Origin of the sequence: Lysobacter yangpyeongensis (assembly GCF_042655745.1) — a bacterium.
In the GTDB taxonomy this organism is placed as follows: domain Bacteria; phylum Pseudomonadota; class Gammaproteobacteria; order Xanthomonadales; family Xanthomonadaceae; genus Agrilutibacter; species Agrilutibacter yangpyeongensis.
The window spans coordinates 428,956-455,873 of record NZ_JBHSNM010000001.1; the positions used below are offsets into that span (position 1 = coordinate 428,956).

The 26,918-nt window shown below is 65.0% G+C and carries 27 protein-coding genes; 8 read left to right on the plus strand and 19 right to left on the minus strand.

The window, feature by feature from the left end; translation table 11 throughout:
- Positions 1 to 3 precede the first annotated feature (3 nt).
- The gene (locus ACFPN1_RS01985) at positions 4 to 1,413 is read right to left on the minus strand and encodes an efflux transporter outer membrane subunit (protein WP_386752532.1); all 1,410 of its coding nucleotides are present in this window, start codon (positions 1,411 to 1,413) and stop codon (positions 4 to 6) included.
- Positions 1,414 to 1,581: 168 nt separating this feature from the next.
- Between ACFPN1_RS01985 and ACFPN1_RS01990 the strand changes: the two genes are divergently transcribed.
- The 3 genes from ACFPN1_RS01990 to ACFPN1_RS02000 are packed head-to-tail and all read left to right on the plus strand — an operon-like array spanning position 1,582 to position 5,229.
- Positions 1,582 to 2,274, plus strand: a complete 693-nt coding sequence (locus ACFPN1_RS01990; protein WP_386752534.1) for a response regulator — start codon at positions 1,582 to 1,584, stop codon at positions 2,272 to 2,274.
- Position 2,275: 1 nt separating this feature from the next.
- Positions 2,276 to 3,322, plus strand: a complete 1,047-nt coding sequence (locus tag ACFPN1_RS01995) for a HAMP domain-containing sensor histidine kinase (protein WP_386752536.1) — start codon at positions 2,276 to 2,278, stop codon at positions 3,320 to 3,322.
- Positions 3,323 to 3,372: 50 nt separating this feature from the next.
- Positions 3,373 to 5,229, plus strand: a complete 1,857-nt coding sequence (locus ACFPN1_RS02000; protein WP_386752538.1) for an esterase/lipase family protein — start codon at positions 3,373 to 3,375, stop codon at positions 5,227 to 5,229.
- Positions 5,230 to 5,489: 260 nt separating this feature from the next.
- Here ACFPN1_RS02000 and ACFPN1_RS02005 read toward each other — a convergent pair whose 3' ends face one another.
- From ACFPN1_RS02005 to ACFPN1_RS02060, 12 genes are all read right to left on the minus strand, one after another.
- The gene (locus ACFPN1_RS02005) at positions 5,490 to 6,065 is read right to left on the minus strand and encodes a TIR domain-containing protein (RefSeq protein ID WP_386752539.1); all 576 of its coding nucleotides are present in this window, start codon (positions 6,063 to 6,065) and stop codon (positions 5,490 to 5,492) included.
- Positions 6,065 to 6,508 carry a TIR domain-containing protein gene (locus ACFPN1_RS02010; protein ID WP_386752541.1) on the minus strand — a complete coding sequence of 148 codons (444 nt, stop codon included), beginning with the start codon at positions 6,506 to 6,508 and terminating at the stop codon, positions 6,065 to 6,067. Before ACFPN1_RS02010 ends, ACFPN1_RS02005 begins: the two co-directional genes overlap by 1 nt.
- Positions 6,509 to 6,512: 4 nt before the next feature.
- On the minus strand, positions 6,513 to 7,967 hold the full coding sequence (locus tag ACFPN1_RS02015; protein WP_386752543.1) for an SIR2 family protein: 1,455 nt from the start codon (positions 7,965 to 7,967) through the stop codon (positions 6,513 to 6,515).
- 35 nt (positions 7,968 to 8,002) lie between these two features.
- Entirely contained in the window at positions 8,003 to 9,211 is a 1,209-nt protein-coding gene (locus ACFPN1_RS02020) for a tyrosine-type recombinase/integrase (protein ID WP_386752544.1), read from the minus strand.
- Positions 9,204 to 9,695 carry a helix-turn-helix domain-containing protein gene (locus ACFPN1_RS02025; protein WP_386752545.1) on the minus strand — a complete coding sequence of 164 codons (492 nt, stop codon included), beginning with the start codon at positions 9,693 to 9,695 and terminating at the stop codon, positions 9,204 to 9,206. The genes ACFPN1_RS02020 and ACFPN1_RS02025 overlap by 8 nt, the downstream gene beginning before the upstream one ends.
- Before the next feature lie 25 nt (positions 9,696 to 9,720).
- The gene (locus tag ACFPN1_RS02030) at positions 9,721 to 9,945 is read right to left on the minus strand and encodes a helix-turn-helix transcriptional regulator (protein WP_386752547.1); all 225 of its coding nucleotides are present in this window, start codon (positions 9,943 to 9,945) and stop codon (positions 9,721 to 9,723) included.
- A gap of 110 nt (positions 9,946 to 10,055) precedes the next feature.
- Positions 10,056 to 10,568 (minus strand): hypothetical protein, encoded by a 513-nt coding sequence (locus tag ACFPN1_RS02035; protein WP_386752549.1) that lies wholly within the window; start codon positions 10,566 to 10,568, stop codon positions 10,056 to 10,058.
- An 8-nt stretch (positions 10,569 to 10,576) separates the two neighbouring features.
- Positions 10,577 to 11,812, minus strand: a complete 1,236-nt coding sequence (locus ACFPN1_RS02040; protein WP_386752551.1) for a tyrosine-type recombinase/integrase — start codon at positions 11,810 to 11,812, stop codon at positions 10,577 to 10,579.
- 376 nt (positions 11,813 to 12,188) lie between these two features.
- On the minus strand, positions 12,189 to 12,437 hold the full coding sequence (locus ACFPN1_RS02045; RefSeq protein WP_386752553.1) for a DUF2188 domain-containing protein: 249 nt from the start codon (positions 12,435 to 12,437) through the stop codon (positions 12,189 to 12,191).
- A gap of 373 nt (positions 12,438 to 12,810) precedes the next feature.
- On the minus strand, positions 12,811 to 13,185 hold the full coding sequence (locus ACFPN1_RS02050) for a hypothetical protein (RefSeq protein WP_386752555.1): 375 nt from the start codon (positions 13,183 to 13,185) through the stop codon (positions 12,811 to 12,813).
- 28 nt (positions 13,186 to 13,213) lie between these two features.
- Entirely contained in the window at positions 13,214 to 13,450 is a 237-nt protein-coding gene (locus tag ACFPN1_RS02055) for a DUF2188 domain-containing protein (protein ID WP_386752557.1), read from the minus strand.
- Positions 13,451 to 13,523: 73 nt separating this feature from the next.
- A complete protein-coding gene (locus tag ACFPN1_RS02060) occupies positions 13,524 to 14,504 on the minus strand; it encodes a cupin-like domain-containing protein (RefSeq protein ID WP_386752558.1) in 981 nt (326 codons plus the stop codon).
- A 141-nt stretch (positions 14,505 to 14,645) separates the two neighbouring features.
- Between ACFPN1_RS02060 and ACFPN1_RS02065 the strand changes: the two genes are divergently transcribed.
- Entirely contained in the window at positions 14,646 to 16,070 is a 1,425-nt protein-coding gene (locus tag ACFPN1_RS02065; RefSeq protein ID WP_386752560.1) for a coniferyl aldehyde dehydrogenase, read from the plus strand.
- Position 16,071: 1 nt separating this feature from the next.
- On the opposite strand, the gene ACFPN1_RS02070 is transcribed toward ACFPN1_RS02065, so the two are convergent.
- A complete protein-coding gene (locus ACFPN1_RS02070; protein ID WP_386752561.1) occupies positions 16,072 to 16,977 on the minus strand; it encodes a M28 family peptidase in 906 nt (301 codons plus the stop codon).
- 145 nt (positions 16,978 to 17,122) lie between these two features.
- Here ACFPN1_RS02070 and ACFPN1_RS02075 point away from each other — a divergent pair, with 145 nt between their 5' ends.
- Complete coding sequence (locus ACFPN1_RS02075) at positions 17,123 to 17,770, plus strand: response regulator (protein ID WP_386752563.1); 648 nt, start codon at positions 17,123 to 17,125, stop codon at positions 17,768 to 17,770.
- An 84-nt stretch (positions 17,771 to 17,854) separates the two neighbouring features.
- Here ACFPN1_RS02075 and rne read toward each other — a convergent pair whose 3' ends face one another.
- Positions 17,855 to 20,971: a ribonuclease E gene (gene rne, locus ACFPN1_RS02080; RefSeq protein WP_386752565.1), complete on the minus strand. Its 3,117-nt coding sequence runs from the start codon at positions 20,969 to 20,971 to the stop codon at positions 17,855 to 17,857.
- 576 nt (positions 20,972 to 21,547) lie between these two features.
- Here rne and ACFPN1_RS02085 point away from each other — a divergent pair.
- Positions 21,548 to 22,510, plus strand: a complete 963-nt coding sequence (locus ACFPN1_RS02085; protein WP_386752566.1) for an RluA family pseudouridine synthase — start codon at positions 21,548 to 21,550, stop codon at positions 22,508 to 22,510.
- 23 nt (positions 22,511 to 22,533) lie between these two features.
- Here ACFPN1_RS02085 and ACFPN1_RS02090 read toward each other — a convergent pair whose 3' ends face one another.
- Both ACFPN1_RS02090 and ACFPN1_RS02095 read right to left on the minus strand, forming a co-directional pair.
- On the minus strand, positions 22,534 to 22,968 hold the full coding sequence (locus ACFPN1_RS02090) for an energy transducer TonB (protein ID WP_386752568.1): 435 nt from the start codon (positions 22,966 to 22,968) through the stop codon (positions 22,534 to 22,536).
- 10 nt (positions 22,969 to 22,978) lie between these two features.
- A complete protein-coding gene (locus tag ACFPN1_RS02095; RefSeq protein WP_386752570.1) occupies positions 22,979 to 23,320 on the minus strand; it encodes a 4a-hydroxytetrahydrobiopterin dehydratase in 342 nt (113 codons plus the stop codon).
- A gap of 191 nt (positions 23,321 to 23,511) precedes the next feature.
- Here ACFPN1_RS02095 and ACFPN1_RS02100 point away from each other — a divergent pair, with 191 nt between their 5' ends.
- Both ACFPN1_RS02100 and ACFPN1_RS02105 read left to right on the plus strand, forming a co-directional pair.
- A complete protein-coding gene (locus tag ACFPN1_RS02100; RefSeq protein WP_386752572.1) occupies positions 23,512 to 24,105 on the plus strand; it encodes an NfuA family Fe-S biogenesis protein in 594 nt (197 codons plus the stop codon).
- Between the two features lie 131 nt (positions 24,106 to 24,236).
- On the plus strand, positions 24,237 to 25,847 hold the full coding sequence (locus ACFPN1_RS02105; protein ID WP_386752574.1) for a hypothetical protein: 1,611 nt from the start codon (positions 24,237 to 24,239) through the stop codon (positions 25,845 to 25,847).
- 103 nt (positions 25,848 to 25,950) lie between these two features.
- On the opposite strand, the gene ACFPN1_RS02110 is transcribed toward ACFPN1_RS02105, so the two are convergent.
- Positions 25,951 to 26,391, minus strand: coding sequence for a c-type cytochrome (locus ACFPN1_RS02110; protein WP_386752576.1), 441 nt, complete (start codon positions 26,389 to 26,391; stop codon positions 25,951 to 25,953).
- Between the two features lie 11 nt (positions 26,392 to 26,402).
- Positions 26,403 to 26,789 carry a c-type cytochrome gene (locus ACFPN1_RS02115; protein WP_386752577.1) on the minus strand — a complete coding sequence of 129 codons (387 nt, stop codon included), beginning with the start codon at positions 26,787 to 26,789 and terminating at the stop codon, positions 26,403 to 26,405.
- Between the last annotated feature and the right edge of the window lie 129 nt (positions 26,790 to 26,918).

Genomic DNA, 26,918 nt, shown 5'->3' on the forward strand with positions numbered 1-26,918 from the left:
GATTCAGTCCTCACGTTGTGCCGATTGCTGGGCCATCGCTTCTGGCGAAGACGCCGGCGTGCCGGGTTGCCAGCCGCCACCCAGCGCCTTGTAGAGAGCGATCCAGTACGCAACGCGATCGCGTTGCAATGTGATCTGTTGGATTTCTGCGGAGAGCGCGGTCCGTCGCGCTTCTTCGAGGGTGAGAAGGCTGTCTCGTCCGGCGCGCCAACTCACTTCGGTGGCGTGGAAATAGCGGCGATATTCCTGGGCCGCGATTGCGGCGTCGTCGGCACGACGGCCCGCGCTGTCGAGGTTCACCAACGCTTGTTCGACTTCCTTCACCACATTGCGGACGCCGTGCCGATAGTCGGCCAGCGCCGACGTGTAGCTGGCGCGCGCGCTGTCGACGGCAGCACGTCGCCTGCCGCCATCGAAGATCGGAAGCGACAACGATGGCCCGAACGACCAGGAGGTCGCGGAAGAGGCGAGGTTGCTCGTCGACACGGTGATGGAACCGGATAGCGACAGGCTAGGGTAGAGATCGGCCTGTGCCACCCCGATCTCCGCGCTGGCCGCTGCGAGTTCCCGCTCCCGAGAGGCAAGGTCAGGACGCTGTCGCAACACCTGTGCCGGAACGCTTTCGACTTGCAATGCAACCGGCTGCGGCAGCTTCGTGCTACCAGCGGCCATCAGCTCCCGCAGACGGGCTTCGTCAATGGCGGTGAGACTCACGAGGGATTTCACCAGCAGATCGCATTGGGCGCGCTGCAAGACCAGGCTGGATCGGGTGCTGGCGGAACCTGCGAGAGCGAGCGCCCCGTCGGATGGCGGCCGAAAGCCGGCCTCGACCAGCGAGGTCGTAGCCTTTTCCGTCTGCAGCATGGATGTCAGCTCGCTCTCGTAGGCTTCAGCGAGCAAGATGCAAGCCCGATACTGCACGTAGGTATCGGCGACTTCAGCGGCCAGTGAAACGCGGGCGTCGTGCCAATCGCTTACGCGGGCATCCACGCGTGCCTGTGCGGCTTCCGTACTGCGACGGACTTTGCCGAAGAGGTCGAGCTCCCATGAAGCATCCTGTCCGGCACTGCGAGTGTTGGTGATCACAGTTGCGCCGCTCTGCGCAGGCTGCTTGCTACGGCTAGCGGAGTTTGTCGCAGTCACGACAGGAAGACCGCCTGACTTTGCGGAAGAGACTGCGGCGCGTGCCTTCTCGATGCTCGCCCACGCTTTGGTCAGAGACGGACTATCGGCCTCGGAGGCCGCGATCAACTGTCCCAGCACCGGGTCGTCGAACTGCTGCCACCATTCGCTAATGGTGGCAACGTTGCCGTCGTGCGGCAGCGCCGCGTTCCAGGAAACGGGAGCCTCGGGAACCGGCTCACGATAGGTGGGGCCGACCGCGCAGGAAGCGAGCATCAGAATCAGGCTCACCGCCCCCGCGGTACGGCGAAGGACTAATGCCTGCATGCGTACGACACCGCGTGAAGTGTTGGGGCATCGTAGAAACCGCAACCGTTGGCTGCCGTTCGGTGAGGTTAAGTTGGGTAAAATCCCTGAAAAACTGCTGTTTTGCGGCTGCGTTGGGTAGATACTGCCGCCATGGTCAAGGTCTTGCTAGTCGACGATGACGTCGACCTCACCTCTCTGCTCTCGCAGTATTTGATGCGGGAGGGATTCGACGTGAACACGGTCCAGGATGGTGAGGCCGGGGTCGCAGAGGCGATCTCCAACGATTACGCGCTCGTGGTGCTGGACATCATGATGCCGCGACTGTCGGGTATCGAGGCATTGCGCCGTATCAGGGCCGCCAGCGCGGTTCCGGTCCTGATGCTCACCGCGCGGGGCGACAACATCGATCGTATCGTCGGGCTCGACATGGGCGCCGATGACTACGTGCCAAAGCCTTGCACGCCAGGTGAATTGGTTGCGCGTATACGTGCGATCCTGCGGCGTGTTGAAGGGCGCGGATCAGCAACTACCAGCGCACAACGCGTTCTGCAGGTCGGTGATCTCTCATTGTGGCCGGGGAGTCGGCGCGCGACGTGGCGCGGTGCGCCGTTGGAACTCACCGGAACGGAGTTCCGCCTGCTGGAAGTGCTCGCGCGGCATTCCGGGCAGTTGGTCAGCAAACAAGACATTTCGCAGCAGGCTTTCGATCGTCCCTTGGCCCGGTTCGACCGGCGCATCGATGTGCATATCAGCAGCATTCGCCAGAAGTTGGGTACGCGGCCGGATGGCCAGTCCTGGATCCAGAGTGTGCGAGGGCTGGGTTACCAGCTCCTGGAGGACTGATATGTTCAAGTGGACGCCTGGACGCTTGTTCTGGAAGCTGTTGCTCGCGCTATGGATCAGCATGATCCTATCGATCGCGGGCGTAGCGACCTATTTCCAGCTCACCGGTCATGCGCCGCCACCACCCCCTGGAATGGCGCGCATCGGCGTGATGCCGGTGGCACCGCTGGTATCCGGCGGAATCGCGATCCTTATTACCGGGCTGGCGTTGGCCTGGTATCTGTCGCGTCCACTGCAACATCTGCGTTGGGCCTTGCGCCAGATGGCCGAGGGCCGACTCGATACGCGTGTGCAGCCGCTGATGGGGCGTCGCAGCGACGAAATCGTCGACTTGGCGCAGGACTTCGATCGCATGGCGGTCCAGTTGCAGCAGCTCACCGAGTCGCGCAAGATTCTGCTGCACGACATTTCCCACGAGCTGCGCTCCCCGTTGACGCGCATCCAGGCGGCGATCGGTCTATTGCGACAAGACCCCACGCAGAACGATGCAATGATCAGTCGCATCGAGCGTGAGAGCGAGCGGCTCGATGCGCTGATCGAAGAGTTGTTGACTCTGCACCGCATGGAGGCCGGCGAAGCGGTGCGCGAGCGCGTGGACGTTGTCGAGCTGCTGTACGCGATAGCTGAGGATGCCGATTTTGAAGCGCGTGCCTCTTCGCGCTCGGTAACCATCGAAGGATCTGGTCAGTTCGTTGCGAACGTCAATGGCGACCTGATCTACCGCGCGTTCGAGAATGTGATCCGGAATGCTGTCAAGTTCAGCCCCGAGGGCGCCACCGTAGAGATTCGATGCCGGATCACGAATGACGGACGCCTGCTGGAGACGGTCGTGGGCGACCGCGGTCCCGGCGTTCCGGAGGATATGCTGGAGGTGATCTTTCAGCCCTTCACCCGGGTGGAAGGTGGCCAGCCTGTACATGGCGTGGGTCTGGGCCTTGCGATTACCCGGCGGGCCATCGAAATGCATGGCGGTCGCGTCAGTGCCTCCCTTCGCACGGGAGGTGGGCTCGAAGTCCTCCTCACTCTCCCGCTGCAGCCTGAGTCCTGAAGCCTGGTTCGCGTTCTGAAGTGGGGTGTGTGCGGATGCGATGGTATGGCGTGTCGCTGGTTCTGCTTCTGGCGCTCGTGTGCTCGAGCTGCGCGGTCGTATCTGTCAGACAGGAAGACGCGCATCGCGCCGGCGATGATTCGCTGCCCGTTCGTGGGGATTTCAGCGTCGATACGGGTGCCACGCTAAGTGCGATCGGGCGCACTCCGGAACAGTGCCGGGCGGAGCCGGAAGACTGCGCGAAAGCGCTGGACGAGGTGGCGAGTATTGCGGGCGATCAAGTTCTCGCGAGTCGAGCCGAGTTGTACCTCGTCCGCGGCACCGACACCCGTTGCGGCGAATCGGACGCTGGATGCGAGGATCGACGCGCAGTCGACCTGATCGAGAGCGCTCGCAGTGCGTATCTGTATCTGTTCTTTGGCGATCGCACGCCGGAGGAGCGCGTGTTCGAACGACGGCAAGTCGAAGTCAGGGCCTTCTACAATCATGCGCTGCAAGAGCTCACGAAGCTGCTGTACGCGCGCTACCGAGGCCGCACGACTGGCCCGCCGGTTGTCATGCTCGGCGATGGGCTGCGCCTGGATGTTCAACTTCCCGAAGGTGCAGCGCCGAAGCCGCCTTTGGAACTGATTCCGGCCTCTGGGCTCAGCTTTTCGGGATTGCGCAATATCTACCGGCGGGACGGTTTTGGGGCCGAATTCGTCGCAGTTCGCGAACCTGAAGCGATGTCGGAAGGTTCGTTTCAACAACTGGACTACCAGCCCGTGACCCTGGTGCTCAAGTTCGAAGGCGAAAATGCCGCTCAAGTCCGGACGACGCGCGTTGCCACGTTGCAGGTGTTCGACATCTACCGCAACAGGCAGGCGCGTCTCGGTGGGCGCGACGTTTCCCTGGCGGCAAACTTTTCCGCCGCGTACGGCCTTTGGTTGGCACGAACCGATCTGATCAGATTGGGATTGTCGGGACTAGTCGGCCGTGGCGATCTGGGCCATGAAGTTCCCCGCGTGGTCATGCTCGAGCCCTATGACCCGAACCGCCGTGTACTGGTTCTGGTGCATGGGCTGGCGAGCAGCCAGGAAGCTTGGATCAATGTTGCCAACGAAGTGATGGGCGACCCGATGCTTCGTGAGCGGCTACAGATCTGGCAAGTGGTCTATCCGACGAGGATGCCGCTCCTGGTCAGTCATGCCCGCATCGATAAAGCGCTACGCACTACGTTCCAGCATTTCGATCCTGCCGGTACGGCGCAAGCCAGCCACGACGCCGTGCTGGTCGGGCACAGCATGGGAGGCGTGATCGCCCGACTTCTGGTGACCCAGCCGGACCCTGGCTTGCTCGATCGTCTGCTGGCGGCGGACCTTCAGCTCGATGCGAAGCGTCGAGCGGAAATTGCGCAACGGCCCATCGTCAAGGAGCTGCTGCAATGGTCCCCGCTACCCCAGGTAGGGTGCGTGGTGTTCATTGCCACCCCGCATCGCGGAGCCCCCCTGGCCGAACGTCGAATCGGTCGCTTCGTGGGTCGCCTCGTGCGGTTGCCAGCGGACGTCGTGCGGAGTTTTGAAGAGGCGTTGAGGCTCAGCGGAGCGAGCAAGGAACAGTTTAGGCGGCTAGGTGTAAACCGCCCACAGAACGGCGTCGACGAACTGGCACAAAACTCGCAGTTCATGCTTGCCACCCAGGACATGCCGGTCGAAGAGGGATTGCCGTTCCATAGCATCATTGCGCGTTCGAAGTCGAATGTCGCACTCGAGCTTTCATCCGACGGCTTGGTGCCCTTCGCCAGCGCGCATCTGCCTGGGGCTGCATCCGAGACTGTCATCACCTCTGGCCACAGCGTGCAGGAGGCGCCAGAGGCAATCCTGGAACTTCGCCGCATCCTGCACAAACATGTCGGCACTGCCTTTTAGCCGAGATATTCGCGATCACTTTGTGAAGCAGGAAGCGAGCATCGGCTGGCTGCCTGACAGGTTCCCCGCTGAGAGATTTTGTGAGTGGGAACCACGTAGGGAAGGCTTTTCGACGGTTTCGCTTTGCCCCGAGAAAATTGGCCTCGAAAGCGCTTTTTGGGCGGAGAAGTGCTCCGCCATAGCCCCATCGCCTAGACGCTGACCCTCAGTACCTGGTCGGCGCGAGTTCGGCCCATCAGCCACCTCGGCAGGCTTTCGGATTAAGGGCGCTTCTTGTCTGTGCCAGCCAGCCACCGCTCATAACGTGTGTAATCCGTGGAGTTTCGGTGAATCCAGATGGAGGAACCGAGCGCCGTTGCATCAAGAAAATCGATGTAGGGATACAGGCCCAGATACTCCTCGCCATGGAAAGTGCCTTCCCCGGTTTTGAGGATAGGCAGGATCGCGACGTTGCCTTTGCGGCCGTCGAAGTAGCCGAGCTCCCAAGGCATCCAGCGCGATTGCGTCGCGTTCCGAGAATGGATGTAGAAGAGGCTGTCGCACTGGTCCATCCGCTTGCGTAGAACGTCGGCGGTTGCCGCCGTGACGTGACTGCGATCCAACTGGGGATCCTCGAGCCAGTCGACGTAGACCGTCTTGCCCGCGTTCCCAAGGATGTTCTTGACGCCAAGGACGAGCTCGGCATCCAGCCGGGAGTGAGAAAGAAGCACATCGAAGGACGTCAGGTGGGTGCGCACTGCTTCGGCGAGGACGGCGTGTGCGCTGCGCTGGCCAAAGGATTTGCGCAATTCCGTAGCTGCGGCATCACGGACGACGCCCTCGGTTAGTAGCGCCATCAGAAAGATCTCGCCATCGCAGCGTGTTCGATCCAGCGCGCGAGTGACTCAGTGTTCTGATAGGTATAGACGGGCAATGCATGACGCTGGAGGAGCTGCGGCACGGCGCCCTGAGGGTCGCTCGTCTTGCTATGACCAATCAGGTGGTTGATGCGTACCCCGATTACGCCATTGCCGCGGCGCAGTGACTCGTTGATTTCGTAGTCAATGTAGCGCCGCCCGGCTGTTTCGTAGCCGATGCATACGACCGTGACCGTCGTTCCGTGCAGAGCGCGGTCGATCATGCCTTTGATGGTCGTATCACCCTTGCGCTTGGCTTCCTCCCACAGCGATGCGTCTCGAAAGCCTGCGGCTGCCTCGCCCATGATATTAGGGAGGCTGCGGATCTGGTTAACTCGAAAAATATCGCGCTGGTAATGAAAGCTAAAGAAAGCGTGTCGCATAGGATCAAGCTCCTAAATTCAATGCGTGGCGAACCGCGCCCTTGGCACGATCAATGATGGACTCCGGACTGGCGTCGCGGTCCGCGAGGGCTTCAAGCATTGCGTCGGACGGTCGCTGAGCGCGCGGCCCATCGCTCGGTAGCGGCGAACCATGCAGACGCTTCGCGATCTCCGCCGCAGCGCCGCCCGTCGCTCCGATGGGAAGAAGATAGGCGCCCGCTGCACGCGCTAGCTCATATTCTTCAAATACGCCGTCCGCCTCTACCAGGCGACTGTCATCGCGTTTGAGGCCTCCGATGAACACCACCGTGCCTGAGAGTCCTGCCATCTCACGGCGAAGCGCAGTCCACTGGTCACGTCCGACGTTGAGCGTCGGACCGGGCTGGGGGAAGGGACGCGCAATGAGGCGACGCTCCAAATCCCACGCGCCCGATTGTTGCAGCGTTTCGAGAAACGCTCCGACGGAACTGGAGCCTATGAGTTGGCCGTTGCCGCTCACAAGTGTCAGGCCGAGCTCTGCCGCAGTCTGGCCAAGCGCGCGCGCGATGCGGTCGACGGTGTCAGCACCTCGCTCTCCTTCGGCATCGGGCCAAGGCCAACTGCCGCTGATCCAGAGCCGCCGCCGAGCCACTGATCGGCCCAGCGCCGCGAGCAAGTCGTCGATTTCCCCGTATTCGGCTACCTCGATCACTGTAAGACCGTAGCGCATCAAGTCTTTTGCCCAGTATTGGTGCTGGCGCTCGCGAGCTTGGAACGCAGCCTCCGACTCGTCTTCGCCGCGCTTGGGTGCGCGCGCGATCGCAAAGTGCTGCGGCGGCGAGGTGCCAAAGGCATGGCGAATCGCCCCCAGAACCTGCCGGACATTGGGGTCGGTCAGGCTCATGCCGACAAACAGGAAGGTCCGGCTTGTAAGCTGGGCCTGCAGGAGCGGTAGGAACGCGCCACGTTCGCGGCGGTAGAGTTCGTAGTCGTCCGTGGAGATGACGACAGAAGACAGGTCTGAAACTGTTCCGTGCATCTTGTAGACAACTGCGGCACCTGGTACGTGTCGCGTCGACAGATCCGCTTGCGTCGCGCGAACGCGATATGGGCGACCGGCCTCGGCCAGCGCGCGCTCGATCAACTCATCGTAGTTGGTGGTCCAATAATGGCGCAGCGGCAGGCGCACCAGCGTCTGAAGAGAAGAGGGCACGGGGCGCTGTCGGCCGATCTCGCGGTCAATTACCTGCTGAACGCGCGAGCGAGAGCCGCCGGCTTTTTGGATGCTCCACTGAGCAAGGGCGGCCAGATCCGTGACGTCGTCGACCCGCAACTCAAGCTCATCTCCGATATCCCGAAGGAGCTGCTTCCAGTCAGGGTACCCCGCCGCTGCCGATGCGCCCGCACCGACGAAGGCCGCCGCGGTGCCATCCAATAGTGCTTCGGTATATTCCGCGATGAAACGCATCCGCACGTTCATGATTCTTCTTCCCTGCCCCGAATCGATCATAGCAATCAGTTGGGCTGTGCGTGAGGAGCCGGGCAGCCTTCGTTTTCTGCCTGATGCTTTGGCGGAGGAGTGCTTGTGCGAACGCTGGAAGCACGACTTGATTCGACACTACTCCCCTGCACCAGCAGGCCCTGCTCAAGCAACTTCCGAGCTACTGCTAGGGCAAGATCTTCGGGTGATTGGGCGAACGTCGACGGCGTGCTTCGCAGCGACTGGACGATGTCCGCTTGGCGACGAGTATCTACGTGGCCATAGCTAGTAAATGTCGTCAAGACCTGTTCGTGACCGAGGTTCTGACTCCATGCCTTGAAATCCTCCGGCGAACGGCAACGCTCCTCCCCAAGACGGACGAGGACGTTCCGGAGGCTGTGGGGGTTGAAGTAAGGCAGGTCGACGGCCTCAAAGGCTGTTCTGAATATCCGTCGAATCGGATCGGCATTGCTCCAATGCTTAGGTTCCAGTCCCGCCGCCTCAAACTGGGAGGTCGGGCCCTGCACCAGCCTGGTCGCTGGAAAGAGTGGGTCGTCGTTCCCCCACTTGAGTTCCCGACGCAGGTGGGTGATCCAGTCGACCAGGATCCGGGTTACTTCGTCGCCGACGGGGAAGAAGAAGGTTGTAAAGCTCTTGCTGAATTTGGTCCGGACCTCTCGCGCGTCCTGGAAGAAGCTCCGCGCGGCGAGGTCAACATGCTTGAGTTTGGCCGAGGCAATGGCTCCGTCCCGAGCACCGGTGAGCAACGTGAAAGCGATGACAGCGCGGTCTCGCCGTTCCAGCTCTGTGGTAGCCGGCATACTTGCGATCACATGCTGGACCTGCTCCAGAGTTGGCACGGCACGGGGGCGTCGCGCAGTTGCGATGCGCGTGTCCTTCTCGGACAGATTGAAGTATTCGGCGTCTGAATAGGTCAGCTTGGATCGGTAGCCGGGCTGCCCGGAAAGCCATTGGAAGAACCGCTTCAGATTGGCAAAGGTCGTCAGTAGCGTGGCCTTGCTCAGCGTTCCGTTGCCCGTGTCTCGGTTCGCCAAGTGCTTCTTGAAGGCAATGGCTTGCTCGACGTGGAACGATTTGAAGTCCCGGAAGCCGGTGTAGGCTTCGAAGCGCGCGAGCGCCATGGCAGCGGCGTCCACCGTGTCCTCGCCATGTCGTTTTGCTTCCTTCAGGAACGCGAAGTAACGACGCTTGGCTCGCTCGTTGCTGGCGTTGTGGCTAGGCATGGGTTCGGGCGCCCCCGTTGAAGTCACAATTCAGGCTGGGATGAGGGCTCTCGTCTATGTGCTCTTGGGCCTGCGGAAACGCGACCTGCAAATCACCGATTGCCGGGCCCATTCTCGCGAGGCTCACCCGCCTGTTGAGGCGAGCCCCGCAATCCGGACAGACGCCGAGCAGATTGCCTCGATCGAAGGTGAAAGCCTGGTACACCACCCGGGACCCTGTCGGCCTCCTGGGAGCCCGGCAACGGAGGCAGTAGAACTCACCGGGTCTGCAGGGGCGTTTGCCCTTGGTGCGACGGTCCTTGAGGAAGGTCAGGAGTGCGTCACCCTTCACCAGCACCGGACGCTTCTGATCAATGGTTGCCAATCCCTCCTCGAACCAGCGTCGGACCGTGTTTCGGTGGACGGCCAACAGAGTCGCCATCTCCTCGACGGTATAGGTCCGGTGGATCTTCACCAGCCGGTAGTTGTGGTTGCGGGCGCCCATGGTCTCGTTACTCGGCCACGGGCAATCAAGCGCCAGCCGGGCGGCTGGCAGTGACCTGCTGCTGGAGCCAAGCGTCGACCTCCGCCGCCAGCCAACCAACGGCGCGCGGGCCAAGGTTGATCGGCTTTGGAAAGTTGCCCTGAGCGACTTTCAGGTAGATGGTGCTGCGGGAAAGTCCGGTACGGGCTTCGACTTCAGGGCGTCGCAGGATCGAAATGGAGGACGGAACTTGTGGGGTCTTGTTGGCCATGTCGCGCGCTCCTTGGTGCGCTTGGGAACATGGCTACCTCATTGTGTGTCGAGAAAATTTCTTAGCAACGCTAGGGATTTTCTCTACAGCCGAAGCCCAGAAATCGGGTTCTAGATACCTGTTCGCGGGCGCTTGGCCGAGCTTTGGTTTTTCAGGCGGATCTCTTCGTACCGCTCGGCCAAAGGTTGAAGTCGGTCGATTTCGCGCTCGGCTTTTTCGAGATTCCGTTGGAGTCGATGAATCTCGGTCTGAGCTATCCGAAGTGCTTCCTGGCACTTGATCAGGTCCCCCGGGATCACGTCGGGCTGGGCCTCATCACCCAGCCCAATAGTCTCTTCAACGTCGGCTGACTGAACGACCGGGATGTCCCCCAAGGCTTCCGGCCATTTCTTCCGTGCCCATGCAAACACTTGAGCCGCAAAAAAGAGCTGCAGGACGGGTGGTCCCATCAGATGGAGTTCATCTTGTTTCACTGCGTACATGAGGCGCTTGCGGACCTTGTCGACTGTTGTCCGCATCGCCTCGCCCTCGGGGTTGACCCGAAGGGCGATCAGAAGGGCCATCTCTCTCAAGTCATAGAAGGCCTTGTGGGCTTGCGGGAGCTCCGCGCGGTCATCAGTCATTGGAACCCTTAACGAGTACGGCTGGCGGAGCCAATTGTCGACACGGAACTACGCGATAGTGAAGGTGTTCCACAGAACTTCGCCCAGTCACGCATCAGGCGGGCCCGTTTGGTAAAGAGGTCCGTGCGTCGGTAGGCCGCCTCGGTTTTGTCCTGGAGCGAATGGGCCAGTGCCTGTTCCGCAACCTCACGCGGGTAAGCAGTCATGTCAGCAGCCCAGTCGCGAAATGTGGACCGGAAGCCATGGACCGTCAGGCCCGGTCGCAGGGACTTCAGGACCTTCAACAACGCCGCTGTCGTCATGCCGCCATGGCGGCGGCCGGGGAAAACAAAGGAGGTCGTGCGGGGCACTGCCTCAAGGAGCCTGACTACCTCAGGCGATAGGGGGATTCGATGCGCCTTTCCGGCTTTCATCCGTTCCCCCGGGACTGTCCAAGTTCCATTTGCCATGTCGAACTCCTCCCAGCGGGCGCCAACAACCTCGCCGGGTCGGGTGGCGGTCAGGATTTGGAATTGAAGGGCGATAGGCGCCAAGCCCGCCTCCTTGCGGAGCGATACAAAAAAAGCAGGAACGTCCGCATAGGGCAGGGCAGCGCGAGGTTTAACTGCCTTCAGCTTGTTCGGCGTCGGTAGCAGGTGGTCAAGGTGCCCGCGCCATCGCGCCGGATTGTCGCCTCGCCGGTACTGCCTAGCAGCAGCCCAGTCCAGGACGGCTTCAATCCGCTGGCGCAGTCGAGTCGCGGTCTCCGTCTTGCTGGTCCAGACGGGCTCCAGCACCTGCAGCACGGCAACATCGTCGATGTCGGCTACGAGGCGCGGAAGAAGGGCGGCCGCATACGTATCGAGAGTAGATCGCCACTGGGCCGCATGTTTTGCGTTTCGCCAGGCCGCCCGGTGCGCGTCGATGTAGCGTTCAGTGCAGTGGCCGAACGTCACCGCTTGTAGGCGCTTGCGGGTCGCCTCGAGCCGCTGCGCCTTTCGGATGTCGATCGGGTCCACCCCCGCCCGGAGTTCGCTGCGGGCCATTTGTGCCGCCTCGCGCGCCTGTTCGAGTGTCACGTCCCGTGCCGGGCCCAAGCCTCGATCTCGCAGCTTTCCTGAGACCCGATCGCGATAGCGAAAAACCCAAGACCGGTTGCCGGCCTTCGAGAGGTAGTAGTAGAGCCCATCTCCATCGCCATAACGGCCGGGCTTCTTGATCGCCTTGATGCGCAGGTTCGAAAGCTTGTTGACGGCCCGGACCATAGGAATCTGTGCCCAACGTAGTTCCCTACATTGAGCATCGGATTCTGCCGGTAGTCAATGGATGTCTTCGGACGAACCGACGAGACTAAGGCCAAAAATAAGCCTGTTTTATGAGGTAGTCCGGAACATCTCGGATCTTGTCGGAACTGGGTTGGGCGGACACCGCTTCCGCCAGAATCGAAGACTTCGACAGGGCAAGCGCTCTTGCGGCCGGGAGCAGGGTGTCCCCGTTGGGACACTTGGCCAGCAAGTGGCGACCATCGAAAGCGAGTCCGGCAAAATGACGCGGGCGTTCGCGCGCCAGGTACAGCAGGACCGCATCTCCGATTTTCGATCGGCCGGGCCCCGACAGCAGGGCCCAGCCTGAGAGCCGATTTCAATGCTCGCGATCCCGGGGCGGTACCGGGTCGTTACCACTGCCAATGGTGTCCTTACTTCGGATGCGGCCATCCAGCCCTTTGGTGGTCAGCTCGCCGCCACCCTGATTCGTGAGCATCTGGCGGGCGGCCTTTTCGGCTTCCCTCTGGGTTCCGTGAACGCTCGATGCGCGGTTGGCGTCATTGCGCTTGTTGGCCCAGGTGCCGTCATCGCGGTGGAAGACAGTCCTGTCTCTTCCCTTGCTCATTTGCAGCCTCCGACTCTCCTTGGCCCGCGCTTACGGGGGCGGGCTGAGCCCGTGAGAAAGAGTAGGCGCACGCGAAACAGCAGTCGTTACAACTTTGTTTTTGCGCGTAGCCATGTGGAACGCTGACTTGGAGCGTTCGTCGACACCCTGAATCCCAGTGCGGTGGCCCCACCGTCCGACCAGCATGGTGGTCTCAGCACCGCGACGCTCCTGGAACGTTCCCGGGCCTAACCCCAGCGCGGCCGATCGCGGGGACGACTGCAGGCGATCGCGCTTCGCAAGGCGGCTTGTAAGGCGGCTTGTAAGGCGGGTTTCAACCCGCCATCAGAAAGCCCGATCTCGTATCAGCACCCGCTGACAAACGATCCCGCTGTCACTGGCGCCTGCTCATCGTCAGATAGACGACGTTGCTCCGGACGCGGAGCAGGTCCAGGTCATAGATCGCGTCCGGCATCGGAACAACGAGCCGGCGGCCGACGGCGGCCTTGTCGAAGCGGTAGACATCACCGGTCTGCGCGGACACGGTCAGCGTCACCGTAGAGCCCGTGATCCGCACCACGCGAATCGTGAAGGCGCCATTGGATGTCGTTACCGACCTGCCGGCCCGGATGCCGGTTTCCGCCAGTACGGGTTCGGGCATCGCGACGCGGGCCATCGGCTCCGGGTGCTCCGGCAGCAGATTCATGGCAGCCCAAGTGCCCGCCGCTGCCAGGAGGCCGACGAGCAGCAAGCCGCGTCGATCGATCATCCGTGGTCCCCAATTCCGTTGCGGAATGCTAGGTCGACGCGTCGCCATACGTCTCGTCCTCGCGCCAGCGGCCGTTGTCCTTGACCCGCACGCCCGAGGGCTCGTGCTGCTTCCTGAAATTCGTTGCGGCGACCTTGCGTGCGGCCTCGATGGCTTCTTCCTCGGAGTCGTAGATGTACGGCCTGGGCTGGTTGTCGAAGAGGATGTTCCACTTGTCGCCGGTGTAGGGCGCGACGTAGTACCAGAACATGGGATCACCTCGCATGGCCGGTCGTGGCGGATGCTAGCGGCCAGCGGGTGAAGACCTTGCGGCGATGGGCCGAGTGCGGCCGGGGACGCTATTTCCCCGCCATCTTTCGCAGCTTCGCGACCATTTCCGCGCTGAGCGGTCCAAGCACGCCCTTGCGCGATTCGGGAATGTGCGGCGCAGGATCCGCATCGCCGAACACGTAGTGGTCGAGGACTGCCTTCCACGCGGACCGCTCCGCAGGTGGCATCCAGCGAAAGGCGAGCAGACAGTGCGCCAGTGCTTCGAGGCCAGGCTCAGGGACGTGGCCCGCGAATGCGCCGGGACGCCACCAGTAGTTCACCAGCGCGTTGAGGCGCTCCAGCGATTCGACGTGATGCCACCACACCGGCGGAATGTAGATCGCATCGCCGGGTTCGAGTTCGGCGACGAACGCGTTCTGCAGGGCCTCGCGCAGGCGCGGGAAGCGCGGATCGTCGGTTGCATCCAGGCGCGCCATGCCAATCGCCGCGACGGTGGGTGCGAAGTCCAGCGGTCCGATGTAGAGGTTGGCGACCTGTTCCGGCGGAAACAGGGTGAAACGACGGCGGCCGCAGGCCACCACGGCGAGATTGTGCGAACTGTCGAAGTGCGCGGGAGTGACCACGCGATTGCCCATCCACAGGCGTGGCTGCACGTCGGCAGGCATCGGCAGCCGCAGCAAAGGCAGCAGGCCGGGCAGGCACGCGGCGATCTGTGCGCTCTGCATGGCGAGTCCCGGCGTGCGCTCGTGCTGGCTGTAGGCGGCCAGGCGCTGCAGCACTTCGCTGACGGTGACGCGGAAGTGGCGGTAGTTGAACGACGCCAGGCCGGCGACGTAGCCGACGATGCCGTCCTCGTCCTCGGGAATGCGCAGGGCGTCGACGGGCATGCCGTTGTCGTGGCGGGCGACCTCGCGGGCGAATGCGGAGTCGGACTCACGTGCGAGGCGTACCAGCGGCCAGGCCGCGCATAACCCGCGGATCACGTGCGGGCGTCCGCCTGCGATCAGCTCATCCGTAGTCAGCGGGCCTTCTTCGATCGCGGTGGGCATGGGGAGCGGATACGGGGCGTGGGGCCATGCTAGCGGCTTGCCGGAGGTGCGCATACGCGGGTGTCCGAAGCCGCGCGACGGTCTGCTTCGGGTCGCCTGGTTGCGCCATACTTGGCCGTAGGTTTCCGCCAGAAGGCCCGCATGGACATCGCCGCCGCCACGCCCGTCGAAGAGCTCGCTCCCACGTTGCAGCGCCTGCGCCATGCCTGGCAGAAGCGGCGGCCGGATTACGCGCAGCGGCGCGACGACCTGCAACGCCTGCGCAAGGCCTTCCATGCGCGCCTGGACGACATGGCCGCGGCGGTGAGTGCCGACTTCGGCCATCGCTCGATGCACGAAAGCCTGCTCGCCGACGGCATGACCGTGCTGGCCGAGCTCGACCACATGCTGGCGAACCTGCGTCGCTGGATGAAGCCGCAACGCCGCGGCGTCGGCTGGCGCCTGTGGCCTGCGCGCGCGCAGGTGCGGCATGTGCCGCTGGGCGTCGTCGGCGTGATCGGGCCGTGGAATTACCCGGTGAACATTTCGCTGGTTCCACTGGCGACGGCGATCGCGGCGGGCAACCACGTGTACCTCAAGCCGTCCGAATACAACCCGCGCACCAACCAGTTCCTGCGCGAACTGCTTGCGGAAGTGTTTCCCGACGATCGCGTCGCGGTGGCGCTCGGTGGCGCGGATGTCGCGGCGGCGTTCGCGGCCCTGCCGTTCGACCACATCATGTTCACCGGCTCGACCGCCGTGGGACGCAAGATCATGGCGGCGGCCGCGCCCAACCTGACGCCAGTGACGCTGGAGCTCGGCGGCAAGTCGCCGGCGGTGATCGGCATGGACGCACCGATGGAGACGACGGCGGCGCGGCTCACCACCGGCAAACTGTTCAACGGCGGACAGACCTGCATCGCGCCGGACTATGTGCTGGTGCCCGAATCGCGCCGGGATGAACTCGTGCAGGCACTGCGCCGCGAAGTGGCGTCGCGTTATCCGGATCTGGAGAACGGAGCGGACTACACGACGATCATCAACGAAGGCAACTACCGGCGCCTGCGCGGCTATCTCGACGATGCGCGCGCGCGTGGCGCCGAAGTCGTTCCGCTGGCGGAAATCCGGGATGCGGAAAAGGCCGAGGCCAGGCGCCTGCTGCCACCGACGCTGGTGCTGCAGCCCGGCGACGACGCGAAGGTGATGCAGGAAGAGATCTTCGGCCCGATCCTGCCGATCCGCACCTACCGTCGCTTCGACGAAGTGATCGACTACATCAATGCGCACGACCGGCCGCTGGCGCTGTACCACTTCGGCCACGACCGCGACGAGATCGAACGCCTGCTCGGCAGCACCGTGGCCGGTGGCGTCTGCCTCAACGAAACCCTGTTGCAGTACGCGTGCAGCAACCTGCCGTTCGGCGGCGTCGGTGCCAGCGGGATGGGGCAGTACCACGGGCACGATGGCTTCATCACCTTCAGCAAGGCGATGCCGGTGCTGCGCCAGTCGCGCTGGACGCTGTCGGACCGGCTGAAGCCGCCGTACAGCGGCTTCCCGGCGCGAATGATCAGGCTGCTGCTGCGCTGAGTTATTGCGTCGCGGCAGGTGCCGCGGCCGATTCCTCGTCCCAGCGCCGCAACGCGGCTTCGACCGCGTCGACGCCGCGCACCGCCGCAGCGGCATCGATCTGCGCCAGGGTGTCGTCGTCGGTGTGGATCACCTTCATCACCTTGGGCATCGTGGCGGGTTTATTGCCCGCATAGGCATCGAGGATGCCGGTGATTTCGTCGCCGCCGATCAGCGAATAGGACACCGCCGGCCAGCCGGACTTGAGGAAAGCGAGGTGATCCGTCGGCGGGTAATGCTCGCCGGCGGAAAGTTTCAACTGGTTGGCGGCCGTCGCTGCCTGGCTGGCGCGGGCCAGCGTGCCGTTCGCGTCCGGCGTCATCATCCACACCGTGTCGCCCCAGGCGAACACGTCGAAGTTCACGTACAACCCGGGCCTGGCGCTACCGGCCGCGACGTAGGCTTTCGAACCGAGCAGGCCCTTTTCTTCCAGATCCCAGAATGCGATCGCCACGCGGTGGTGGGCGAGCGGCTTCGCCTTCATGCGCTGCGCGAGGGCCAGCACCGTCGCGGATCCGGATGCGTTGTCGGTCGCGCCTTCGCCCTTGCCTACCTGGTCCGAATGCGCACCCAGCAGCAGGAGCGGGGCAGTCGCATCGCCGCTCACGTCGGCGAGGATGTTCGTGCCCCGCTGGCCTTCGATCTCGAACGGGACGTTGCGCCACTGGATGCCGAGCGTATCCAGGCGCTTTTCGATCGCGGTGCGGCGCCCCTGCGTCGCGTCGGCGTCGGCAATCGCACTGACATCGGCCATCCACGCGTTTGCGTCCGCGGACAGCGGTGAAGGCGCGGATTCGGAAGCGGGCCGTGCGCAGGCGGGCAGGGCGAGGGCGCAGGCGACGATGGCGACGTGGAGATTGCAGCGCATGGGATTCCCGTGTCGGTGGTCAGGCGGGCGAGTGTGCAGTCATCGGCGGCCGTTGTCCCGTGCCGCCGACCACGGCGGTTGCACCCGCGGCGGCAGCCACGTTAGCCTGCGGTCAACGGAGTTTCACCCCAAAACGAGGTCAGGGATGACGATTCGCGTCTTTATCGTGGACGACCACGCCATCGTGCGCACGGGGCTGCGCATGATCCTGTCGGAGCAGACCGACATCGAAGTGATCGGGGATGTGGAGACCGGCGAAGCGGCGCTGCCGCTGATCCGCCGCCTCAAGCCCGACGTCGTGTTGTGCGACCTGCACCTGCCGGGCATGAGCGGCCTGGAGCTCACCGAACGGATCACCCAGCCAAAGCGCGGGCCGCGCGTGATCGTCGTGTCCGTGCTCGAAGACGGTCCGATGCCCAAGCGACTGCTGGAAGCCGGGGCGGCCGGCTACGTGGGCAAGGGCGGCGATGCGCAGGAGCTCGTGACTGCCGTGCGTGACGTGATGCGCGGCAGGCGCTACATCGCCAGTTCCGTGGCCCAGCGCATTGCGCTGTCGGGTCTCGGCGGCAATGCCACGCCGATCGATGCGTTGACCGCGCGCGAACTCGAGATCGGCCTGATGTTGGCGCAGGGCATGCGCCAGCACGATATCGCCAGGCGCCTGAGTCTCAGCGCGAAGACGATCAACACGCACAAGTCGCGCCTGTTCGCGAAGCTCGGCATCCGCGATTCCATCGCCCTGGCGCGCACGTTGCGCCAGCACGGCCTGCTGGATCCGGCGCTGGCGGCCTGATTCCACGCAACAAGGCATGCAAGAAAAAAACGGCCGCAGATGCGGCCGTTTCTTCTCCATCAGCACGGGTAGTGCCGATACTGATCAGCTGCGCTGTTCGCCGTTTTCCTGGCTGGCGGCCTTGGCCGCGGCATCGGCCGGGGCCGGTGCGATCGGCTGCGGTACGTCGTCGAACAGACCGGCGCTGCGCGGCAATTCCTCGACCGGCAATTGCGACGTGGCGGCAGCGGACGATTCTTCGTCGATGCTGACGGCAGCGGTCGACGCAGGCTCGACTTCGGCGCTTACGCTGGCCGCAACGTGGCCCGAATCGCCCGGCAGCGTATTGGTCACGGAACTGGTGTCATCGGGCGACTCGTCGATATCGATGACCAGTTCGTTGACCGGCTCGGCTTCCACCGGTTCCGGCCCGATGACGACGGCCGATTCGACCGGTTCGTCGTTCACCACCACGGCGGGCTGCTCCTGTCCGCCCGGCGTCGACACGTGGCCGGTGCTTTCGGTGGTGGCCGCATTCGGCTGAACCTCGCCGATCACTTCCGCGGCAACATCCGCCGGCGTCTTCCCGGTCGCAACAACGGCGGGCGACTGCATCGAACCGGCGGTCGGCCTTGCGTCAGCGGGCGCGGGCGCCTGCACCTGCGGTGCGGCGACTGCTGCCGGCGCCGGATTCGAGGGCGCGATGTCGTCGAACTCGAATTCCGGCTGCACGCGCTGGAGCGGGGCAGGAGCGGCGTCGTCGTTGTCGGCGAACGCTTCTTCGCCATCATCTCCATCGAAGTCGTCGCCCGCCAATCCGCCCACCACGGCTTCGGCATTGTCGCCGGCTGCCAGGCCCGCGGCTTCGCCGGCTCCACCACGACGACGACGGCGCCCACCGCGACGACCACGACGGCGACGGCCCGTGCCTTCGCCGGCCGTTTCCGCGCCGTTGGCGGCGATGCCGGCCTCGGGAGCGGAGACCGCTTCCGTCGCCGGAGCGGCCAGATCGCCCGTTGCCGTTGCCGCGCTCGCGCCGGCAACCGCCGTGGCCGCTGCCGCGGCCGGCACCATCGTCAGCGCGTCGACCGGAGCGAGGGTCTCGGCCTTGGGGGCTTCCGGCTTCGGCTGCTGCGGCCTGGCGGGTTGCGGCTCGCGCGGCGGACGCGGGGCCTGCGCCTGCTGCTGGGCGCGTTCCTCGTTCTGCTGACGCTGCTGCTTCGGCTGCTGTTGCGCCTGCTTCGGCTGCTCCTGCTTCTGCTGCTCCTGCTTCTGCTGGGGCTGCTTCGGCTGCTGTTGTTGCTTCGGCTGTTGCTGCTGGGCGCGACGATCGTCGCGACGCTGCTCGTCGCGGCGCTCCCGGCCCTGCTTGCCATTCCGGCGGTCCTGGTCACGGCGATCGTCGCGACGCTGGCTGCGCTCGCCACGACCATCCGCGCGCCCCTGCTGAGTGCGCTCGGCCCGGGTCGGCTCCACCGTGATCGGCTTGCTGCCGCGGAAGAAGCCGAGGATGCGGTCGACGATGCCCACCGATTGCGGCGGCGCAGCCACCGGCACCGGCGCAGGCGCGACGGGAGCGACCGGCGTTTCGCGCACTTCGCGCGGCTCGCGCATCGGCGCGGGCGAGGCGGGCTTCACATTGGTCACCACCGGCAGGTCCGGGATGTTGAGATGCGCCTTGGTCAGCGCATGCGTCGGCAGCTTGCGCGGCGTGCCGCGCTGGTAGCTGGGCTTGCTCGATTCTTCGCCCAGTTCGTTCTCGCGGATGCGCGTGACTTCGTAGTGCGGCGTGTGCAGCTGCTCGTCGGCGACGATCACGATCGGCGCGTCGTGGCGCTTCTCGATCTCGCTGAGCGCGCGGCGCTTCTCGTTGAGCAGGAAGTTGGCGATCTCGGTCGGGGCCTGCACCAGCACCTGGCCCGTGTTCTCCTTCATCGCGTGTTCTTCGGCCAGGCGCAGGATCGACAGCGACAGCGATTCGACGCTGCGCATGCGGCCGTGGCCCTCGCAGCGCGGGCAGACGATCTGGCTGGATTCGCCCAGCGACGGGCGCAGGCGCTGGCGCGACATCTCCATCAGGCCGAAGCGCGAGATGCGGCCCAGCTGGACGCGGGCGCGGTCCTGGCGCAGGGCGTTCTGCAGGCGGTTCTCGACTTCGCGCTGGTGCTTGTTCGACGACATGTCGATGAAGTCGATCACCACCAGGCCGCCGAGGTCGCGCAGGCGCAGCTGGCGCGCGGCTTCCTCGGCCGCTTCCAGGTTGGTGTGGAACGCGGTTTCCTCGATGTCGCCGCCCTTGGTGGCGCGGGCCGAGTTCACGTCGATCGCGGTGAGGGCTTCGGTCTGGTCGATGACCAGCGCGCCGCCGGAAGGCAGGCGGACTTCACGTTCGTAGGCGTTCTCGATCTGCGATTCGATCTGGAAGCGGTTGAACAGCGGCGTGTCGTCGGTGTAGTGCTTGAGCTTGCGCAGGTTGTGCGGCATCACCTGCTCGACGAACTCGCGCGCTTCCTTGTACATCTCCGGGGTGTCGACGAGGATCTCGCCGATGTCCGGGCGCATGTAGTCGCGCAGGGCGCGGATGATCAGGCGCGATTCGGCGTAGATCAGGAACGGCGAGGGCTTGCTCAGTGCGGCCTCGGCGACCGACTTCCACACCTGCAGCAGGTAGTCGAGGTCCCACTGCAGCTCTTCCGCGTCACGGCCGACGCCGGCGGTGCGGATGATCACGCCCATGTCGTCCGGAATCGTGAGCTTGTCCATCGCCTCCTTGAGGGCGGCGCGGTCGTCGCCCTCGATGCGGCGGGAGACGCCGCCGGCGGTGGGCGAGTTGGGCATCAGCACCATGTAGCGGCCGGCCAGCGAGATGAACGTGGTCAGGGCCGCGCCCTTGTTGCCGCGTTCTTCCTTGTCGACCTGGACGACGATCTCCTGGCCTTCGCGCAGGAGTTCCTTCAGGCCGGCCTTGTTGTGGTCGACGCCGGGCTGGAAGTAGTCGCGGGAGATTTCCTTCAGCGGGAGGAAGCCGTGGCGCTCGGCGCCGTAATCGACGAAGGCGGCTTCCAGGGAGGGCTCGAGCCGGGTGATCTTGCCCTTGTAGATGTTGGACTTCTTCTGTTCCTTCGACGGCTGTTCGATATCGATGTCGTACAGGGTCTGGCCGTCGACGATGGCGACGCGCAGTTCTTCCGCCTGCGTCGCGTTGATCAGCATTCGCTTCATTGTTGCGTCCTCGCGCGCTTCTCCCGCTCTAAGGCAGGCCGCGCGGAACGCCGTGGGCGTTTCGCCTCTGGATACCGCAAGCCGACTGGCGCAGGGCGCACTTGATCGATGTGCCCGGCTGCCGAAGTGGCTGACCGCGCGTGGCACGCGCCGTCGGCTTCAATTTCCAGCGCTACGACACCACGGCAGACCGCGGGAGCGCTTCTTGTTTCTGTTCCATAAGGCCGGCGACCTTGAAGCCGGAACCGGATCGGACGGAGGTGAGCCGGCTCTTGCCGTCGCTCGTTTCCTCGGTGCGTCGCTTCCCGCTCCCGTCGCACGGGGCGTTGTTCATCTCGCGGCGGTGTGACCCACCGGGCGGGACCGGGTTCCGCCGGGCCGTCGCTGCTAACATGGCTGCCCCCAGGGCAGTGGTCAGGCGCGGACCGGATCGCGGGAGCGGGGCTTTCGGCACCGTAACTTCATCGAAGCCGAAGCTTTTCAGAAGCTAGCCTCTCCGGATGACCGGGGGTTGTGGCAACTCCAGCGAAATCAAAACCTTATCTCGCGCCCTCAGTGTAGCAGAACACACATCCGATGACCCGTTCAGACACCCCCGCCGCGCCCGGACCGGGCGCCCGTACCGTCCGCGTGCCCGACGACCGGGACGGCCAGCGCCTCGACAACTTCCTCCTGGGCCAGCTGAAGGGGGCGCCGCGTTCGCTGGTCTACAAGCTGGTGCGGTCGGGGCAGGTACGGGTGAACGGCGGGCGCGCCAAGGCCGAGCGCAAGCTTGCGGCGGGCGACGAGGTGCGGATTCCCCCGGTCCGCCTGGGCGAGGCCGGCGACAAGGGCGCGCCCCCGCCCGGCTTCCTGAAGGCGATGGAAGCCGCGATCGTGTTCGAGGACGCCCGCCTGCTCGCGCTGAACAAGCCGTCCGGCGTGGCCAGCCATGGCGGCAGCGGCATTTCCTTCGGCGCGATCGAAACCATGCGCGCGCTGCGTCCGGAGCAATCCCTGGAACTGGTCCATCGGCTCGATCGCGACACCTCGGGGCTGCTGATCATGGCCAAGAAGCGCTCGGCCCTGACCGAGCTGCAGGCGCTGATGCGCGAGGAAGGCGGCATCACCAAGCGCTATCTCGCGCTGCTGACCGGTCGCATGCCGGACGGCGTGATGACGGTCGATGCCCCGCTGCATGTCGGCCTGCGCCAGGGCGGCGAGCGGCATGTGCAGGTCAACCCGGCCGGCAAACCGTCATTGAGCCACTTCAGGGTGCTCGAACGCCGCGGCGGCCAGTCCTATTGCGAGGTGCGCATCGAAACCGGGCGCACGCACCAGATCCGCGTGCACGCCCGGCACATCGGGCATCCGATTGCGGGCGACGACAAGTACGGCGATCCGGATGCGAACCGGCGGCTGCGCGAGCAGGTGGCACTGAAGCGGCTGTTCCTGCATGCGTCCACGCTGGAGTTCGCGCTTGACGGCGGCAGGTCGCCGTATCTCCTCAACGCGCCGCTGGTGCCCGAGCTGATCGACGTGCTCGATCGCCTGGGCTGACTGACCCCACGGAAGTCGGCCGACTACAGGTATTGGTTGCACTCGTCCGGTGGCGGGTTCGGCGGCGTGAACGTCACCGGCACCTGCAGGCGGCTCGTCGTCGGCTTGCCGCGCAAGGTGGCGGGCCGGAACTTCCAGTCGTGCACGGCGGCGACCGCGGCATCGTCGAGCGTCTTGTTGCCGCTGCTGGTGACGATGTCGATGCGCACCGGATAGCCGTTCGCCGCGAGGGCTACGTTGAGCACCGCCGTTCCGCCGACCTGACGGCACGCGAGTTCGGGTGGATAGTCGGGCGGCGGCGTGTCCTGCGCCATCGGTTGCGTGGGCGCGGGCGGAGCCGGTTCAAGCGGCTGCGCACCCTGCTGGCATGCCGACATCAGCGTCGCCGCGAATGCCAGCGTCAGGGCGCGGTTTCGGGCCAGTCGTCGCATGCGGATCGGATCGGGCAGGGCGGACATCTTCCTCTCCTCAGGCCATCAGGGCTTCGACCTTGGCCGCGCAGATGAAGTCGTTCTCGCTCAGGCCACCGACATCGTGGGTCGAGAAGCGCACCACGCAGCGGTTGTAGTGGACGCCGAGATCGGGATGGTGGTCTTCGCGATGGGCCATGTACGCGAGCGCGTTCACGAACGCCATCGTCTCGTAGTAGTTGCCGAAGCCGAACGTCTTGGCGATTGCGTGGCCGTCCTCGACCACTTCCCAGCCGGGCACTTCCGGCAGCAGTTCGCGCACGCGCGCCTCGCTGAGCTTGTGCTCGCTGCCGCGACGGGGCAGGCAATGGGCCTGGGCGAGGGGGACGAGATCACTCATGGTTACCTTCCGGGGCTGGAACGACGGGTGCGCGTCGTCTGAACGAAAGCGCATCCATGGATGTCGTAGGGTACGCACGTGGCGGCTTAAGGCCGCGTGGACCCCGTTAGAATAGCCCGACGCTCCGAATTTCCGAATCCGCTGCGCGGCGCCGCTCCAGAGCGGCAGCACGACGGATTGCAGAGGCCGCAATGATCAACATCTCCGAGTCCGCCCAGAATCATTTCCGCAAGCTCATCGAGCGCGAAGCGCTGCCCGGTCTCGGCGTGCGGCTGGCGGCCGTCCATCCCGGCACCGCGCGTGCGGACGTGCGGCTCGAATTCGCCGAACCCGCGGACCTGCAGGGCGACGAATGGGCGGTGGATTGCGAAGGGTTCACCTTGTGGCTGGACGCGGCGAGCGTGAGCTATCTCGACGGCGCGGAAATCGACTACGAAACCCGCACCACCGGCGGCCAGCTGCAGATCCGCGCGCCGAAGATCAAGGGCCAGGCGCCCGCCGACTCGGCGTCGCTGGTGGAACGCGTGCACTGGATCGTGGAGAACGAGATCAACCCGCAACTCGCGGCGCATCGGGGCAACGTCGCGGTGCAGGAAGTCACGGCCGATGGCGTGGTGGTGCTGCGTTTCGGCGGCGGTTGCCACGGATGCGGCATGGCCGACGTGACGCTGAAGCAGGGCATCGAAAAGACCCTGCTGGAGAAGGTGCCGGGCGTGACCGCGGTGCGTGACGCAACCGATCACGACACCGGCGCCGCCCCCTACATTCCGCGCGACGCGGCCTGAGGGGATCGCGGCGCTTGTTTACCGCCGCCGATTTGATCCTCGCCCTGCAGCGCCGGCTGCAGCTTGTCGCTCCCCACCTCCGGCGTCCGGCCGGGGAATTTCCCCCGGGCTGGCAGCAGTGGTTCGAATCCATGCCTGCGCGCGCGGGTGCGATCACGGGTGCTACCGCGCCGGCCATCATCGAGATCCTCCTGCAGCGTCCGCTTGCGGAGCGTCCGCGTCGCAGCGGTGAACTGACGCGCTGGCAGGCGTTCAACACGCTGTGGCGGCAGGACTGGCACGCACCCGAGCCGGAAGATCGCAAGGTGCGCTGGTTCGCCGGTGCATTCAGTGCCGTGTGGCACCTCGTCTTCGGCATCCTGTTGCTGTGGTTCTGGTACACGCAATCGCTCTACCTCGAAGAAGCGACCAAGCGACGCGGCGAAGAAGTGGTGCAGATCGAATTCATCGGTCGCGGCACGCCGGAAGAAGCGGGGGGCGGGCAGGCGCCGGAGCAACCGCAGGAACAGGCGGAACAGGCGGAACAGGCCGAAGCGGCATCGGTGCCGGCAGCCACGGCACAACCCGAACCCGCGCCGGAGGTGCCGCAACCGGCGGGACCTGCGCTGGCGCAGCCGCAGATCGAGGTCCCGCTTCCCGACGTGCAACAGCGCGAGGTTCCGGAACCGCAGGTGCCGCCCGCGCCGCCGGTGCAGCAGAATGTGGCGGTCAGCGCGCCGGCTCCCGACACCTCGGCGTTCGTGCTCACCGCGCCGACGCCGCGCATCACGCAACCGCAGATCCAGGTGCCGCAGGTCGCCGCGCCGACTGCACCGCTCCAGACGGTGGAAATACCCGAACCGCTGCAGCCGATACGCCATGAAACGCCGCAGCCGCAATCGATCGCGGTACCGCAGGTGAAGGCGCGCATTCCCGAGGTCGCCCAGCGCGAGGTCGGCGGCCCGGTAGCGAGACCACGGCTTTCCACCGTGCCGGCTCCCTCGGTAGCACAACCGACGTTGCACACGCCTGAGGCCAGCGTCCGCACCCGGGACATCCCGGCACCCAGTGCCCTTCCGGCGACGTCCCCCACAGCCGCTTCACCGTCCGCATCGCAAACCGCCGACCGGACGCCGTCATCCCCCAGCTCCACCCGGCCAGCCGCCACGAGCGCGGCGACGGGAACGACACCTGCCACCACCAGCGCACCCGGCGGCAAGACGCCGTCCACCGCCGCGGCGGGACAGGGCCCGAAGCCAGTCGCCGCACCCGGCAGCTTCCCCACGCCCGCCCGGGACGACGACTGGGGCGCATCCACGCGCAACGTGCCCGGCGGCCAGCGCGGCGAGCCGCTGGGCCTGTACAACTCGGAAGGCGGACCGCGCCTGGCGGAAAAGCCGGTCAATACCGGCCAGCCGCCGGGAACGATCGACGATCGCATCGTCGATCTGGATCGTTCCGGCACCTGGCTGAAGCGCAAGCCGAACGACTACGAACCCACGACCTTCGACAAATACTGGCTGCCCAACGAGACGCTGCTCGCCGAGTGGGTGCGCAAGGGCATCAAGAAGATGGCAATCCCCATCCCGGGCACGACCAAGAAGATCGAATGCATCGTGTCGATCCTGCAGCTGGGCGGTGGCTGCGGCATTTCCGATCCGAACCTCAACGAACAGCCCGCGGTCGCGCGGCCGCCGCCGGACATTCCGTTCAAGCCGCAATTGCAGGAAGACAACGGCAGCGTGAAGCCGCAGGACGACTGAGCCGACGTGCGCTGAGCCACCGAAGCACGGGGCACACGAACCGATCCGCCAAAAAGGAAAAGGCCCGCAAACGCGGGCCTTTTCTCGAACCTGTCTGCCCGGCTTACTGCACGTTTTGCAGGTCGCGCAAGCTGCCGGCGCGCGAACCGAAGTAAGCGGCCAGGTCCGCGATCTGCTGGTCCGTCAGGCCCGCGGCCTGGCTCGACATCAGCGCGTGTTCGCGCCGTCCATCGCGGTAGCCCTGCAGCGAATGCGCGATGTAGTCGTCGTACTGGCCGGCAAGCCTGGGGTAGGTGGCATCGATCGGCGCGTTGCCTTCCGCACCGTGGCAATCGATGCAGGCCTGGCCCGTCTTGGCGTTCTTGGCGCTGGCCAGCTTCTCGCCGGACGTGATGTCGCCGGCGGGCAGGCCGGCCGACGAGGACTTGGCTTCGTGCGCGCCTTCGGCGGCAGCGCCTTCGGCAGTGGCTTCTTCGGACTTGCTGCAGCCGGCCAGGGCGACGGCGGCGGTGAGCAGGGCGATGGCGAGGATCTGCTTCGTCATGGGGAGGCTGCTCACTTCAGGCTCGACAGGTAGGCGGCGATGTTGGCGATGTCCTGGTCAGAGAAGCTCTGCGCCTGGGCCTGCATCGTCGGGTGCTTGCGGGTGCCCTTCTTGTATTCGGTCAGGGCGTTGAGCAGGTACTGCTCGGACTGCCCGCCGATGCGCGGCACGTGGTAGCTCGGATAGGCGTTCTTGTAGCCGGTGATGCCGTGGCAGCCCTGGCAGGTGTAGATCAGCTGCTTGCCGGCAGCGGCATCTCCCTTGAGAGCGGCCGGAGTCGCTGCGGCAGGTGCGGGCGTTGCCGCGGTGGTGGTGGCGGCCGGCTCCTGCTTCGGTTCGTCGGCGAAGGCGACGGCCGTGGTCAGGGCGAGGCAGGCGGCGATCATCAGCGGTCGCATCATGTAATCCGCACTCTCGAAGCTGTTGTTGGTGGAATCGGGTCGTGTCGCCGCACCGCAGTCTCCGGGGGCGCACAAGTCGGCAAGTATAGCCGCGCTGTCCGATCCGACGAAATGTCGCACGAAATC

Excerpts from the sequence above, each read along its gene's own strand:
- ACFPN1_RS02090 (WP_386752568.1), bottom strand. The coding sequence starts at position 22,968 with ATGTCCGCCCTGCCCGATCCGATCCGCATGCGACGACTGGCCCGAAAC.
- ACFPN1_RS02045 (WP_386752553.1), bottom strand. The coding sequence starts at position 12,437 with ATGAGCAAGGGAAGAGACAGGACTGTCTTCCACCGCGATGACGGCACC.
- ACFPN1_RS02020 (WP_386752544.1), bottom strand. The coding sequence starts at position 9,211 with ATGCCTAGCCACAACGCCAGCAACGAGCGAGCCAAGCGTCGTTACTTC.
- ACFPN1_RS02010 (WP_386752541.1), bottom strand. The coding sequence starts at position 6,508 with ATGCGACACGCTTTCTTTAGCTTTCATTACCAGCGCGATATTTTTCGA.
- ACFPN1_RS02115 (WP_386752577.1), bottom strand. The coding sequence starts at position 26,789 with ATGCGACCGCTGATGATCGCCGCCTGCCTCGCCCTGACCACGGCCGTC.
- ACFPN1_RS01995 (WP_386752536.1), top strand. The coding sequence starts at position 2,276 with ATGTTCAAGTGGACGCCTGGACGCTTGTTCTGGAAGCTGTTGCTCGCG.
- ACFPN1_RS02070 (WP_386752561.1), bottom strand. The coding sequence starts at position 16,977 with ATGCGCTGCAATCTCCACGTCGCCATCGTCGCCTGCGCCCTCGCCCTG.
- ACFPN1_RS02100 (WP_386752572.1), top strand. The coding sequence starts at position 23,512 with ATGATCAACATCTCCGAGTCCGCCCAGAATCATTTCCGCAAGCTCATC.
- ACFPN1_RS02050 (WP_386752555.1), bottom strand. The coding sequence starts at position 13,185 with ATGATCGATCGACGCGGCTTGCTGCTCGTCGGCCTCCTGGCAGCGGCG.
- ACFPN1_RS02075 (WP_386752563.1), top strand. The coding sequence starts at position 17,123 with ATGACGATTCGCGTCTTTATCGTGGACGACCACGCCATCGTGCGCACG.
- ACFPN1_RS02105 (WP_386752574.1), top strand. The coding sequence starts at position 24,237 with ATGCCTGCGCGCGCGGGTGCGATCACGGGTGCTACCGCGCCGGCCATC.
- ACFPN1_RS02085 (WP_386752566.1), top strand. The coding sequence starts at position 21,548 with ATGACCCGTTCAGACACCCCCGCCGCGCCCGGACCGGGCGCCCGTACC.
- ACFPN1_RS02040 (WP_386752551.1), bottom strand. The coding sequence starts at position 11,812 with ATGGTCCGGGCCGTCAACAAGCTTTCGAACCTGCGCATCAAGGCGATC.
- ACFPN1_RS02035 (WP_386752549.1), bottom strand. The coding sequence starts at position 10,568 with ATGACTGATGACCGCGCGGAGCTCCCGCAAGCCCACAAGGCCTTCTAT.
- ACFPN1_RS02025 (WP_386752545.1), bottom strand. The coding sequence starts at position 9,695 with ATGGGCGCCCGCAACCACAACTACCGGCTGGTGAAGATCCACCGGACC.
- rne (WP_386752565.1), bottom strand. The coding sequence starts at position 20,971 with ATGAAGCGAATGCTGATCAACGCGACGCAGGCGGAAGAACTGCGCGTC.
- ACFPN1_RS02015 (WP_386752543.1), bottom strand. The coding sequence starts at position 7,967 with ATGAACGTGCGGATGCGTTTCATCGCGGAATATACCGAAGCACTATTG.
- ACFPN1_RS02060 (WP_386752558.1), bottom strand. The coding sequence starts at position 14,504 with ATGCCCACCGCGATCGAAGAAGGCCCGCTGACTACGGATGAGCTGATC.
- ACFPN1_RS02110 (WP_386752576.1), bottom strand. The coding sequence starts at position 26,391 with ATGACGAAGCAGATCCTCGCCATCGCCCTGCTCACCGCCGCCGTCGCC.
- ACFPN1_RS02055 (WP_386752557.1), bottom strand. The coding sequence starts at position 13,450 with ATGCGAGGTGATCCCATGTTCTGGTACTACGTCGCGCCCTACACCGGC.
- ACFPN1_RS02005 (WP_386752539.1), bottom strand. The coding sequence starts at position 6,065 with ATGGCGCTACTAACCGAGGGCGTCGTCCGTGATGCCGCAGCTACGGAA.
- ACFPN1_RS02095 (WP_386752570.1), bottom strand. The coding sequence starts at position 23,320 with ATGAGTGATCTCGTCCCCCTCGCCCAGGCCCATTGCCTGCCCCGTCGC.
- ACFPN1_RS02030 (WP_386752547.1), bottom strand. The coding sequence starts at position 9,945 with ATGGCCAACAAGACCCCACAAGTTCCGTCCTCCATTTCGATCCTGCGA.
- ACFPN1_RS01990 (WP_386752534.1), top strand. The coding sequence starts at position 1,582 with ATGGTCAAGGTCTTGCTAGTCGACGATGACGTCGACCTCACCTCTCTG.
- ACFPN1_RS02065 (WP_386752560.1), top strand. The coding sequence starts at position 14,646 with ATGGACATCGCCGCCGCCACGCCCGTCGAAGAGCTCGCTCCCACGTTG.